Here is a 12,807-nt window from a genome sequence, read left to right as displayed (position 1 = left end):
CGATGCGCCAAATTGCCTGCTTTGGCGCAGCGCCGGCAAACAGCGTGGCCTGTGCCCGATGATTGACCTGCACTGCGCAAGTGATCTGACGTTATCGCGCAGCGCGGTGCCGCAGTTTTTGACCTTTGCCCGCGCCGCTGCCATCAATGATACAACAGCCGGCCGCAGGGCAGGGCCTCGTCCGACCGCTGGCCCGCACGACATCATTTGGGGGGATACCAATGACTGACAAATCTACATGGGAAAAGATCGCAGCCAAAGAGCTGCGTGGCCGCAGCCTTGACGATCTGACCTGGCACACGCTGGAAGGAATTGATGTCCAGCCACTTTATACAGCGGATGATATCGCTGATCTGCCCCACATGGGCGGCATCCCCGGCGCAGCCCCCTATACGCGCGGCGTCAAAGCCACGATGTATGCCGGGCGCCCCTGGACGATCCGGCAATACGCGGGGTTTTCGACAGCCGAAGAATCCAACGCGTTTTACAAGGCAGCCCTTACGGGCGGCCAGCAGGGGGTTTCGGTCGCCTTTGATCTGGCGACGCACCGCGGCTATGACAGCGATCATCCCCGCGTCGAAGGCGACGTTGGCAAGGCCGGTGTGGCCATCGATTCCGTCGAGGATATGAAAATCCTCTTTGACGGCATCCCGCTGGACAAGGTCAGCGTGTCGATGACCATGAACGGCGCGGTGATCCCGATCCTGGCCAACTTTATCGTCACCGGAGAAGAGCAGGGCCATGACCGCCGTGTGCTGTCAGGCACCATCCAGAATGATATCCTCAAGGAATTCATGGTGCGCAACACCTATGTCTATCCGCCCGAACCCAGCATGAGGATCATCTCGGATATCATTGAATATACGGCGAAAGAGATGCCGAAATTCAATTCGATCTCGATCTCTGGCTACCATATGCAAGAGGCCGGGGCGAACCTAGTGCAGGAGCTGGCCTATACCCTGGCTGACGGGCGCGAATATGTGCGCGCCGCGATTGCAGCCGGGATGGACGTTGACAGCTTTGCCGGCCGTCTGTCGTTCTTTTTCGCCATCGGCATGAATTTTTTTATGGAGGCATCAAAGCTGCGCGCCGCCCGCCTGCTGTGGTCCCGCGTCATGGAAGAATTCAAGCCCAAAGACCCCAAGTCGTCGATGCTGCGGACCCACTGCCAGACCAGCGGCGTCAGCCTGCAGGAACAGGACCCCTACAACAACGTCGTACGCACGGCCTACGAGGCGATGAGCGCCGTGCTCGGCGGCACACAATCCCTGCATACCAATGCCCTGGACGAGGCGATCGCCCTCCCGTCCGACTTCGCCGCCCGCATCGCCCGCAATACGCAGCTGATCCTGCAAGAGGAAACCGGTGTCACCAACGTCGTCGACCCGCTGGCTGGCAGCTACTACGTCGAAAAGCTGACCCACGATCTGGCCGAGGCCGCCTGGGCGCTGATGGAGGAAGTAGAGGAAATGGGCGGCATGACCAAAGCCGTTGCCTCCGGCATGCCCAAACTGCGGATCGAGGAAACCGCAGCGAAGCGTCAGGCCGATATTGACCGCGGCACCGAAGTCATCGTCGGCGTCAACAAATACCGCAAGGACAAAGAGGACCCGATCGACATTCGCGACATCGACAATGCAGGCGTGCGTGACAGCCAGATCGCGCGCCTGAAGGTAACCCGCGATGGTCGCGATCAGCCTGCCTGCGATGCGGCCCTTGCCGAAGTGACCCGCCGTGCCCGCGAAGGCGGCAATCTGCTAGAAGCCGCCGTTGAAGCGGCACGCCAGCGCGCCACCGTCGGCGAAATCTCGACCGCGATGGAAAACGTCTTTGGCCGCCACCGGGCCGAGGTTAAAACACTCGCCGGTGTTTACGGCGCGGCTTATGACGGCGATGCCGGCTTTGCCGCAATCCAGAAAGACGTCGAAGACTTCGCCGCACAAGAGGGCCGCCGCCCGCGCATGCTGGTCGTCAAAATGGGCCAGGACGGGCACGACCGGGGGGCAAAGGTCATCGCCACCGCCTTTGCCGACATCGGATTTGACGTCGATGTGGGCCCCCTGTTCCAGACTCCGCAAGAGGCAGCACAGGATGCAATCGACAACGACGTCCATGTTATCGGTATCAGCTCTCAGGCGGCGGGGCATAAAACCCTTGCCCCCAAACTGATCCGCGCCCTCGAAGACGCAGGCGCAGGCGATATCCTTGTAATCTGCGGCGGTGTGATTCCCCAGCAGGACTACAAGTTCCTGACCGATGCGGGCGTCAAAGCCATTTTTGGCCCGGGTACCAACATTCCGAAAGCCGCCGCCGATATCTTGACCTTAATCCGCGCAACCCGCGACTAGACTTCATCTGGCCAGATAAACTCCCGCCGGAGGCACCGCTCTTTGCAACGCAGAGAGCGGCCCCTCTTGCATCATCCGCCGCGCCGGTGTTTCTAATAAGGCAATTGGCGGAGCCGAACATGCTGACCCTTGACCACATCGCACTGGCCTGCACCGATCTGGCCGCATCTGCCGATCTGCTGTCGCATATGATCAGCGCGCCGCTGCAAGCGGGCGGCCAACATCCACGCTACGGCACCCATAACATGCTGCTGGGCATGGGGGATATTTATCTGGAACTTATCGCCCGGGATCCGGACGCCGCAGCGACCGGACGGCCCACCTGGTTCGCGCTTGATGATTTCACCGGACCGATGCGCCCCGCCAACTGGATTTGCCGCACCGATGATTTGTCGGCCGCGCATGCAAAAATGCCCGTCGATCCAGGCCCGGCCGTGCCTTTAACTCGCGGCGATCTGGCGTGGGACATTACCGTGCCGGACGATGGGAGCCTGCCGCTGGACGGCGGCGTGCCGACATTGATCCGCTGGGCGGCGGGTACACGTCACCCGGTGGACCGGCTGCCTGACAGCGCCTGCCGCCTGCAGCATTGGACGGTGCACCATCCGCAAGCGCAGATGCTACAAAATACGCTGCCACTGGTGGATCACCGCGTGCAGTTCATCACGGGTCCGGTCCGCTTTTCGCTAACATTACAAACACCCCGCGGAATTGTGACGCTATGATCCGGCCCGCCACGGGTAATGATGCAGCCGCGATCTGCGGCATCTGGAACCCGGTTATCCGCGATACCACAGCGACCTTTACGGCGATTGAAAAGACCCCCGCAGGTATTGCTGCGCTGCTGGCCGAAAAAGCTGAAAAACTCCATCCGTTCTGGGTCAGCACGGCAGGCGGTGACATCACCGGATTTGCCACCTATGGCGCGTTTCGGGGCGGCGACGGCTATCGCCATACGGTCGAACACACGGTCCATCTGGCCCCCGCCGCCCGCGGGCTGGGGACCGGGCGTGCCCTGTTGGCGGCGCTTTGTGATCACGCCGCGGGGCAGGGGATGCACAGCATGTGGGCCGGGTGCAGCGGCGATAATCCGGGCGCGGTCCGCTTTCACGAACGCATAGGATTTGTGCAGGTGGCGCATCTGCCGCAGGTCGGGCGCAAGTTTGATCGCTGGATCGACCTTATCCTTTTGCAAAAGATGCTTTAGACTAAGTTCCATGTCGATCTGGACCCGCATTGCCGATGCCATTGCCGCCCTGCGCGCAGGTGAAAGCCTGTTCGCCGTGTTCGAGCGCCTGCGCACGCCGCCGGACCGCTCTGTCGCATTTACCATTGCCGTCATCGCGCTGGGTGCAAAGATGGCAAAGGCAGATGGCACCGTGACACGGTCCGAGGTCGCCGCCTTTCGCGAAGTCTTTCACATTCCCCCACAAGAAGAGGCGCACGCCGCCCGCCTGTTCAATATGGCCCGCACCGATATCGCTGGGTTCGAGGACTATGCCGCGGGCATCAAGCGCATGTTTGGCGACAACGACGCCCCGCTGTGCGATCTGATGGAAGGGCTGTTTCACATCGCCATTGCCGACGGCAACTATCATCCAGGCGAAGATGCCTTTCTGTCGCGCGTGGCCGATATCTTTGGTTTTGACGAACGGCGGTTTGCCCGCATCCGGGCGCAGTTCGTGCCTGATGCCGCCCGTGACCCATATGACGTTCTGGGGGTTGCGCCGGATGCCGACATGGACACCATCCGCGCCGCCTGGCGCGCGCAGGTGCGCGAAACCCACCCCGACCGGATGCTGGCGCGCGGCGTGCCGGAAGAGGCGGTCAAGCTGGCGGAAAAGCGGCTGGTTGCGATCAACCGCGCATGGGAAGACATTGCGGATCTGCGGCAGTGACGGGCCCGCTGCGGCTGGCCACGTATAACGTCGAATGGTTCAATAACCTGTTCAATGACGCGGGCGATCTGCTGGACGATGAACAATGGTCGGGTCGCTGGAACGTCACGCGGCGCGACCAGATCGCGGCGCTTGGCGCGGTTTTTGCAGCCATGGATGCCGACGCGGTCATGGTGATCGAAGCGCCTGATACCTCTCGCAGGCGCAGCACGCAGCGCGCCTTGGAAAAATTCGCTAAACGGTTCGATCTGCGCACAAACCGGGTGCTGACAGGTTTTGTGAACGACACGCAGCAAGAAATCGCGCTGATGTATGATCCGCACAAAATGGACGCCGTTCATACGCCGTTTGCTGCGCCACAGGCACCGCAATTCGATGGCAGTTTTTCCGTCGATCTGGACCACGACGGCCGGCCAGAGCCTGTCCGCTGGTCAAAACCGCCGCTTGAAGTGATCCTGACCCCGCAGGGCGCAAAACCCATCTGCCTGATCGGAGTTCATGCCAAATCCAAGGCTCCGCATGGCGCTGGCGACGCGGCCCATATGCTGCGGATCAACATTGAAAACCGCCGCAAGCAGCTGGCGCAGTGTTTGTGGTTGCGCGCGCGGGTGGACCAGCTTTTGCAAAAAGGGCAGCCTGTTGTCGTGCTGGGCGATTTCAATGATGGTCCAGGCCTTGATGAATTTGAGGCACTGTTCGGGCGCTCCGGGGTTGAAGTGGTTTTGGGCGAGGTTGGCGCTGTGCCCTTGTTTGATCCTCACGCACGGCAGGCGCTGTCGGGTCGCATCGCAGCGCAGCCTGCCACTGCCCGGTTTGAACATGACGGGGCGTTTTTGTCGGTTCTGCTGGATTACATTATGGTCAGCCCCGATGTCGCCGCGCGCGGCCCGCAGTGGACCATCTGGCATCCTTTTGACACGCCGGCCTGTTATGCGAATGAAGCATTGCGCAATGCCTTGCTTTTGGCATCGGACCACTTTCCCGTGACGCTGGATTTGCCGGTCCCCTTGGCAAGCGGTGGCAGCGGCCCTACCTGATAGGGATGAAAAAGCTCATCCTTGCATCCGTCCTTGCGCTGAGTGCTGTCGCAGCCATGGCGCAAATGTCCGATCCGCCGACCGAAGCGCCCACCCAAACGCTGGACGCGGTTGAAGACCAGCGCCCCGGTCGCAGTCTGATGGAAGAAGGCGCAAAGCTGCTGCTGCGTGGTCTGCTGAGCGAGGCTGAACCTGCGATGCGCGATCTGCAAGAGTTCGCGGATCAAATGGGTCCGGCGATGAAATCGCTGACGGATCAGATGGGTCCGGCGCTGGCCGATATCATGGCGATGATCGACGACATCAAGAATTACAGCGCGCCTGAATTGCTGCCCAACGGTGATATCATCATCCGCCGGGCACCGGACGCCCCGACGTTCGTGCCATCGGACCCCCCGCAGGAAATCGAGCTTTAGCCTTTAAATTTGACGTCGAATGTGGCGTCGAGGGCCTGTGCCAGCGCGGTCAGCCGTGCCTCTGCCACCTCGCCGTAAAGCGGGCGGGCCCCGGCGGCAAGCATCAGGGTCAGGTGCTTAGACTTCGCGCTCCACTTGATCGTGCCTGGCGGTGTGTCGCCTTCCAGCCAAAGCATCGCGCCAAAGCGCAGGGCGCGGCCAAGGATATCGGCCTCTTTCATTTGTTCGGGCGTCAGCATCGCAAACAGCGGGGCAAAGCGGCCGTCTGGCGTTTTGCTGGAATAGCGCTTCATCAGCGCCAGGCCCAGCTGCACCCTTTCGCTGTGTTTCAGCCCGCCAAGGTTGGCGCGGGTCGCATTGTCGAACGTAATCTCGGCCCGGTAGTCGGGGTGCGCGCGCCAGCTGACATCGTGCAGCAGGCAGGCAGCTTTGATGATGCGCTGACGTTGCCAGTTGGCGCGTGGGAATAGCGGTTTGACGAAATCATACAGCAACCGCCCAAAGCCGGGCAGGCGGGCGTCTTTCGCCTCGGCAAAACGGCAGGCTTCGATCAGGGGATCGCGTTCGCGCAGGGCGCGGGGCATCTGTTCGTAAAGCATGCCCTCGCGGATGCCATAGGACGATACGGCGACATCCTTGGGTTTAAACACGCGCACCAGTTCCTTCAGGACCAGCACGGCAAGAGGGACCAGCGACATACGGCTGTCGGAAATTCCGCAGCGGCTGCGCAGGTCTTGCAGGTCTGCATCGGCGATATACTGCGCCGTCTCTCCGATCCGGCGGGCCGTCATGCGGTATTCGTGCAGAACAGTCAGGGGATATCCGCGCCGTTCCATATCAACGCGGGCAATGGCACGCCACGATCCGCCAACCAGAAATAGGCGCATGCCGGTTTCATGATCCATCTTTTCATGCAGATCGGCGATGACGGATTTGATATGCGCCTTCAGGGCTTTCTTGCCGCCCTTCACCTCGCGCAGTTTCAGCGGGCCCAGCGGCGATGTCACGCGCCGGCCCACGCGACCATCCGACAGATCGGCCAGTTCCATGCTGGACCCGCCAATGTCGCAGACCGTCCCGAAACTGCCGGGCCAGCCCAGCAGGACACCTTGCGCGGACAGGCGGGCTTCTTCCTCGCCGTCGATGACCCACAGCTTGATGCCGGTTTCACGTTCGACCTCGGCGCGGAAATCAGGGCCGTCGCTGGCTTCGCGGACGGCGGCGGTGGCAACAGCGGTCAGGGGGGCGATGCCCATGCCCTGCGCCAGAGCGGCAAAGCGGCGGATTGCAGACAAGGCGCGGACGCGGCCTTCGGGGTTCAGGCGGCCAGTGTCGGACAGGCCAGCCCCCAGGGCGCACATGATCTTTTCGTTATAGAAATACGCGGGGCTACGGGCGGCCCCGTCAAAGACCACCAGACGGACAGAGTTCGATCCCACGTCGACCACGCCAACCCGGCTTAGGTTCTGGGATGCCGCATCATCGAACAGCGGACGGCCAAACGGGCCCCAGTCGATAGTTTCGGTGGCGGTATCGTCCGTCATCGTATGATCGTCCCGGTCAATTCAGATGACCAACATGTGACGCGCTGCGCCGCAGAGTCAACGCCCCGCAACCTGTGATCAGTCGTCAGTATGGGTCAACTGCGGCACATCGGACGCACCGGCAGAGCCGCGGCCGGACAGGGACGGGTTTTCCATAAAGAACCGGTGGCAGTTGAACGCAAATTCGCCATCCGGCCAGGTCGCGCGGATAAAGCTGCCGTCAGCCTGCATCACCCAGCTTTGCGCCACATCGGCCATATTGGCCGCCATAATCTGGCTGACAATCTGCGCCTTGACGGTGTTGTTCGTGATTTCAACCAGCGTTTCGACCCGGCGGTTCAGGTTCCGGCTCATCCAGTCGGCAGAGCTGATAAAGACCCGCGCCTTTTTGCTGGGCAGAGCATGGCCTGCGCCGAAACAAACGATACGGCTGTGTTCCAGAAACCGACCAACGATGGATTTGACGCGGATATTTTCCGACAGGCCCGCCACATTCGGGCGCAAACCGCAGATGCCGCGCACAACCAGATCAATCCGCACACCCGCCTGACTGGCGGCATAAAGTGCGTCGATCACGTCCTTTTCAATCAGGCTGTTCATTTTGGCCCAGATAACTGCAGGCTTGCCGGCCCGGGCGTTATCGGCCTCTGCCTCGATCATCTGGATCAATTCTGTCTTGAGGCAGATGGGAGAAATCGCAAGGTTTTCCAGCCCTTCGGGTTGGGCGTAGCCGGACAGGTAATTGAACACCTTGGTCGCATCCCGGCCTAGGGCTGCGTCGCAGGTGAATAGCGACACATCCGTATAGATGCGCGCAGTGATCGGATGGTAATTGCCGGTGCCAAAGTGGGTGTAGGTTACCAGTTTGTCGCCTTCGCGGCGCACAACGGTGCTGATCTTGGCGTGGGTTTTGTAGTTCAAGAAGCCATAGACGACATGCGCGCCGGACCGTTCCAGCCGCCGCGATTGGCGGATATTGGCAGCCTCGTCAAAACGGGCCTTCAGCTCTACCAATGCCGTAACCGATTTGCCGTCTTCGGCAGCTTCGCAAAGCGCCTCGACGATGGGGGACTTTTTCGATGTGCGATACAGCGTCTGCTTGATGGCCACGACATCGGGATCGCGGGCAGCCTGCGCAAGGAACCGCACCACCATATCGAATGTTTCGTACGGGTGGTGCAGCAGCATGTCCTTTTGCCGGATCGCAGCGAACATATCGCCATCGTGATCCTGCACGCGTTCGGGCACGCGGGGGCTAAAGGTGGGCCACAGCAGGTCAGGGCGTTCGTCTAGCACAAGCTCGCTTAGATCGCTGATACCGATCAGACCGTCGACGTTCACGACTTCTTCTTCGGTGACATGCAATTCGTGCATGATCAGATCGCGCAGCGCGGTGGGGGCATTGTCGGAAATCTTTAGCCGCACCACTTCGCCGCGGCGGCGGCGTTTCAAGGCGGTCTCGAACTCGCGCACCAGATCCTCGGCTTCGTCCTCCAGCTCCAGGTCGCTATCGCGCAGCACCTTGAACGCGCATTGCCCGCGTACCTTATAGCCGGGGTAAAGGCGGCCGACGAAGTGCAGCAGCAATTCTTCCAGCGGGATAAAGCGGAAATCATCGCCGGGCAGGCGCACAAAGCGTTTGATCTGCGCAGGGACCGGCAGCAAGGCGCGCAAGAGCCGCTTGTCGCTGCTGCGTTCCAGTTGCAGGGCAAGGGCAAAGCCTTCGTTCGGCAGGAACGGGAAAGGGTGGGCGGGATCAATCGCCATGGGGGACAGGACGGGAAAGACCTGTTCCAGAAAAAAGTCACCCAAAAATGTGATGTCGTCCGTTCCCAGATCATCGCGGGTCAGGATGTGAATGCCGGTTTGCGCCATTTCGGACACAAGAGTCCGATAAACCGTCTGCTGGCGATCCATCAAAAGACGCGCTGCCACGTCAATCAGGCGCAGCTGTTCCGCTGGGGTCAGCCCGTCTAGGCCCGGCGTGGTGTTGCCCGCATGGGCCAGCTCGCGCAGGCCGGCAACGCGCACGGTATAGAATTCATCCAGATTGGTGGCGGAAATCGACAAAAAGCGCAGCCGTTCCAACAGGGGCACGCGGGGGTTTTCCGCTTCTTCCAGCACACGCATGTTGAAGCCGATCCACGACAGTTCCCGGTTCACAAAACGGTCTGCGGTGGTCAGGTCAAGGTCGAGTGTCACCGGATCAGGGCGGTCACTATTTAAAAAATCAGCGTTCATCATAGCGCCTTATGCCTCGCCGATATGGCAGGCGTATGACAGAGTTCACAGCAAGCCGTCTTGCTTGTCCAGAACCTGTGCGGCCAGTTTAACGGTGATTGCCCGCTTTTGTGTCAAAGCGGCGGAATCCAGCGCCGCTACGATACGTTGCGCACTTGCAAATGACCGTTCAATCCGCGGCGTCAGATAGGTCGCCACTTCGGGTGATGGCAGAATCTGGCGGTCGGCAAAAAGCTTCATCAACACCGCCTGCAACAGCGCATCGTCGGGGCCGGTGATCGTGGCGGGGGTTGTTGCCTGCATCCGGCTGGCCAGATCGGGCAGGGTGACGGGCCAGCGCGCAGGGTGGCTGCGGGCGGTCATAAGCAGCGGCAAACGGTGCGCTGCAAGGTTGTTGTGCAGGTGGAACATCACTTCTTCTGACCTGCGGGGCAGGCGGTCCATGTCTTCGACGACGACCGCCGAGGCGGGGTTCAGACCATCAGGCAGGTCTGCGGCGCTGACAATCTGGGCACTGTGGCGGGCTGCGAACACGCGGGCCAGATGGCTTTTGCCCGCGCCCTCTGGCCCGATCAGCACCAGCTTGCCCTGAGGCCAGATTTCCGGTGCGGCGATCATGGTATAGGCGGCGCGATTGGCATCGGTGACAAAGAAATCCTCTGCCCCCAGCGCAACACCCGTTGGCCAGTCGAAGGTCAGTTGCATGGCCACGGTCAGTCGCCCAGCGTGCCGCGGTAAAGGGGGCTGGCGCGATAACGGTCCAGCGCAAACCGCGCCAGAACACCGATGACAGCCGCAACGGGCACGGCAACGAGCAAACCGACAAAACCGAAAAGAGAGCCGAATACCGACAAGGCAAACAGCAGCCAGACCGGGTGCAAGCCCACCGAATTGCCGACCAGTTTTGGCGTCAGGATGTTGCCTTCGACGAACTGGCCGGATTGAAAGATCGCATAGACAGCAATCAGCCAGGGCCATTCGCCCCAGAACTGGAACAACGCAAGGCCCAGCGCCAGACCGCCGCCAACGATAGCCCCGACATAGGGAATAAATGTCAGCGCCCCGGCCACCGCGCCCACCACGAGGCCGAAATTCAAACCGACAAGGGCCAGCGCAACCGCGTAAAATGTGCCAAGGATCAGACAGACAAGGCCTTGCCCCCGGATGAAGCTGGCCAGCGTGCGGTCGATCTGGCGCGCCAGATCGCGCACGGTATTAACGTGATCGCGGGGCAGCAGCGCGTCGATCCGCGCCGTCATGTTGTCCCAGTCAACCAGCAAATAGATGGCAACCACAGGCACCACGACCAGCAGCACAACCATGTTCACAAGCCCCATCGCCGATGACAGAAGCGTATTTAGCACCTCACCGCCGCGCGATTGAATCATATTGCCGATGTTGTCCAGCTGGGTGCGGATTGTGGACCCTTCGACCAGCAATTCGGGAAAGCGGGTCGTCAGCCAGCTTTGCAACGTATCGATCAATTGGGGTGCCATTTCGACCAGTTGCGTGGCCTGTGTCACCAGTGTCGGGATCACCAGCAGGATCAGCAGGACAAACACCAGCAACGCGACAAGCGCGATGATCGCGACGGCCAGCGTGCGTGACAGGCCCAGCCGTTCCAGACGGTCGGCCACCGGATCAAGGATATAGGCGATTGCACCGCCCAGCACGAAAGGCATGATCACATTGCCAAGCGCATAAAGCACCAGCAGAAATACCGCACTTGCGATGCCCCAATAGACAGTTTGCTGGCGCGTTGACATCGGCATCGGATTTCCTTCTCGATCACTTCTCTTTCAATGCCGCAGCAGCGACAGCCGTGCAAGCCATGCTTGCGGGCGGGCAGGGGGACGACTAGACAGTTCGGCAACACTTTTCGTCATAAGGTCACACACCCCATGCGTATGTCGCGCTACTTCCTCCCCGTCCTCAAGGAAACCCCGCGCGAGGCGCAGATTGTCAGCCACCGCTTGATGCTGCAGGCGGGCCTGATCAAGCAGGCCAGCGCCGGGATCTATTCCTGGCTGCCGATGGGATACAAAATCCTCAAGCGCATCGAACAGATCGTTCACGAGGAACAAGCCAAGGCCGGCCATTTGGCCATGCTGATGCCGACAATCCAGTCCGCCGATCTGTGGCGCGAAAGCGGCCGCTATGACGCCTACGGCGATGAAATGCTGCGGATCAAGGATCGCGGCGGCCGCGAGATGCTGTTTACCCCCACAGCAGAAGAGTTGGTCACCGACATCTTTCGCTCTCATGTCAGCAGCTACAAGGACCTGCCGCTGACACTCTATCAAATCCAGTGGAAATTCCGCGATGAAACGCGTCCCCGCTTTGGCGTGATGCGTGGCCGCGAATTCCTGATGAAGGACGGCTATAACTTCGATCTGACACAAGAGGATGCGCTGCATGCCTACAACCGCCACTTGGTCAGCTATCTGCGCACCTATGAACGCATGGGCCTGCAGGCGATTCCGATGCGCGCCGATTCCGGCCCCATCGGCGGCGACGATACGCACGAATTCCTCGTGCTGGCGGAAACCGGCAAATCAGAGGTGTTCTATGACAGCGAGATTACCGATCTGACATTTGGCGATCGCCAGATCGACTTCGACGACAAGGCCGCCTGCGCCGCCGTGCTCGAAGAGTTCACGTCGCGCTATGCCCGCACCGACGAAACCCACGACGAGGCTTTGTTTGCCCAAGTGCCAGAAGAGCGCCGCCGCACCGCACGCGGGATCGAGGTCGGCCAGATCTTCTACTTTGGCACCAAGTATTCCGACGCCATGGGCGCAACCGTGCAAGGCCCCGACGGCAAGCCTGTCGCGGTCCACATGGGATCGCACGGCATCGGCGTGTCCCGCCTTCTGGGTGCCATCATCGAGGCAAGCCACGACGACAAAGGCATCATCTGGCCCGAAGGCGTAACCCCCTTCCACGCCGGCATCGTGAACCTGCGCCAGGGTGACGCAGCGACAGATGCGGCTTGCGAAGACCTTTACGACAGCCTGCGCGCCGCTGGCCTTGATCCGCTGTATGATGACCGGGACGAACGGGCAGGGGCCAAGTTCGGCACGATGGACATGATCGGCCTGCCATGGCGTATCACGGTTGGCCCGCGGGGGCTCAAGGATGGCGTGGTCGAACTAACCAGCCGCCGTACTGGCGAAAGCCAGGAACTGTCCCCCGGCGATGCCGTCGCCAAGCTGATCGCGATCTACGCCGACCTTTAACCGGGCCCAGATACGTCAGGCCTGACGGAACGGCGGTGCGGGACAACCTGCACCGCCGTTTGCGTGTCACCTGCCCGTTACTGC

General features: G+C 61.0%; 11 protein-coding genes. 7 read left to right on the top strand and 4 right to left on the bottom strand.

Annotation, left to right across the window (positions count from 1 at the left end; translation table 11 throughout):
* The first annotated feature begins 221 nt into the window (after positions 1-221).
* The 6 genes from scpA to SJY10_RS12950 all read left to right on the top strand — a co-directional run bounded on the left by scpA (position 222) and on the right by SJY10_RS12950 (position 5,699).
* The gene (gene scpA, locus SJY10_RS12975; protein ID WP_386683256.1) at positions 222-2,348 is read left to right on the top strand and encodes a methylmalonyl-CoA mutase; all 2,127 of its coding nucleotides are present in this window, start codon (positions 222-224) and stop codon (positions 2,346-2,348) included.
* 119 nt (positions 2,349-2,467) lie between these two features.
* Entirely contained in the window at positions 2,468-3,073 is a 606-nt protein-coding gene (locus SJY10_RS12970) for a VOC family protein (RefSeq protein ID WP_386683254.1), read from the top strand.
* Positions 3,070-3,555 carry a GNAT family N-acetyltransferase gene (locus SJY10_RS12965; protein WP_386683251.1) on the top strand — a complete coding sequence of 162 codons (486 nt, stop codon included), beginning with the start codon at positions 3,070-3,072 and terminating at the stop codon, positions 3,553-3,555. Before SJY10_RS12970 ends, SJY10_RS12965 begins: the two co-directional genes overlap by 4 nt.
* Positions 3,556-3,565: 10 nt before the next feature.
* Positions 3,566-4,246: a TerB family tellurite resistance protein gene (locus SJY10_RS12960; RefSeq protein WP_386683249.1), complete on the top strand. Its 681-nt coding sequence runs from the start codon at positions 3,566-3,568 to the stop codon at positions 4,244-4,246.
* Between the two features lie 8 nt (positions 4,247-4,254).
* Entirely contained in the window at positions 4,255-5,283 is a 1,029-nt protein-coding gene (locus tag SJY10_RS12955) for an endonuclease/exonuclease/phosphatase family protein (protein WP_386684677.1), read from the top strand.
* 5 nt (positions 5,284-5,288) lie between these two features.
* Entirely contained in the window at positions 5,289-5,699 is a 411-nt protein-coding gene (locus SJY10_RS12950; protein WP_386683247.1) for a hypothetical protein, read from the top strand.
* Here SJY10_RS12950 and SJY10_RS12945 read toward each other — a convergent pair.
* The 4 genes from SJY10_RS12945 to SJY10_RS12930 all read right to left on the bottom strand — a co-directional run bounded on the left by SJY10_RS12945 (position 5,696) and on the right by SJY10_RS12930 (position 11,256).
* Positions 5,696-7,243: a Ppx/GppA family phosphatase gene (locus SJY10_RS12945; protein ID WP_386683245.1), complete on the bottom strand. Its 1,548-nt coding sequence runs from the start codon at positions 7,241-7,243 to the stop codon at positions 5,696-5,698. The two genes, SJY10_RS12950 and SJY10_RS12945, sit on opposite strands and share 4 nt — an antisense overlap.
* 78 nt (positions 7,244-7,321) lie before the next feature.
* Positions 7,322-9,487 carry an RNA degradosome polyphosphate kinase gene (locus SJY10_RS12940; protein WP_386683243.1) on the bottom strand — a complete coding sequence of 722 codons (2,166 nt, stop codon included), beginning with the start codon at positions 9,485-9,487 and terminating at the stop codon, positions 7,322-7,324.
* Positions 9,488-9,529: 42 nt separating this feature from the next.
* On the bottom strand, positions 9,530-10,189 hold the full coding sequence (locus tag SJY10_RS12935; RefSeq protein WP_386683241.1) for a chromosomal replication initiator DnaA: 660 nt from the start codon (positions 10,187-10,189) through the stop codon (positions 9,530-9,532).
* An 8-nt stretch (positions 10,190-10,197) separates the two neighbouring features.
* Complete coding sequence (locus SJY10_RS12930; protein ID WP_386683239.1) at positions 10,198-11,256, bottom strand: AI-2E family transporter; 1,059 nt, start codon at positions 11,254-11,256, stop codon at positions 10,198-10,200.
* Between the two features lie 129 nt (positions 11,257-11,385).
* Here SJY10_RS12930 and proS point away from each other — a divergent pair, with 129 nt between their 5' ends.
* On the top strand, positions 11,386-12,723 hold the full coding sequence (gene proS, locus SJY10_RS12925) for a proline--tRNA ligase (RefSeq protein ID WP_386683237.1): 1,338 nt from the start codon (positions 11,386-11,388) through the stop codon (positions 12,721-12,723).
* Positions 12,724-12,807 lie beyond the last annotated feature (84 nt).

It is taken from the genome of Loktanella sp. R86503, from assembly GCF_042466455.1.
GTDB lineage: Bacteria > Pseudomonadota > Alphaproteobacteria > Rhodobacterales > Rhodobacteraceae > Loktanella.
Note: the sequence above shows the minus strand (reverse complement) of the source record. Positions and strands in the feature narration are given on the sequence as shown.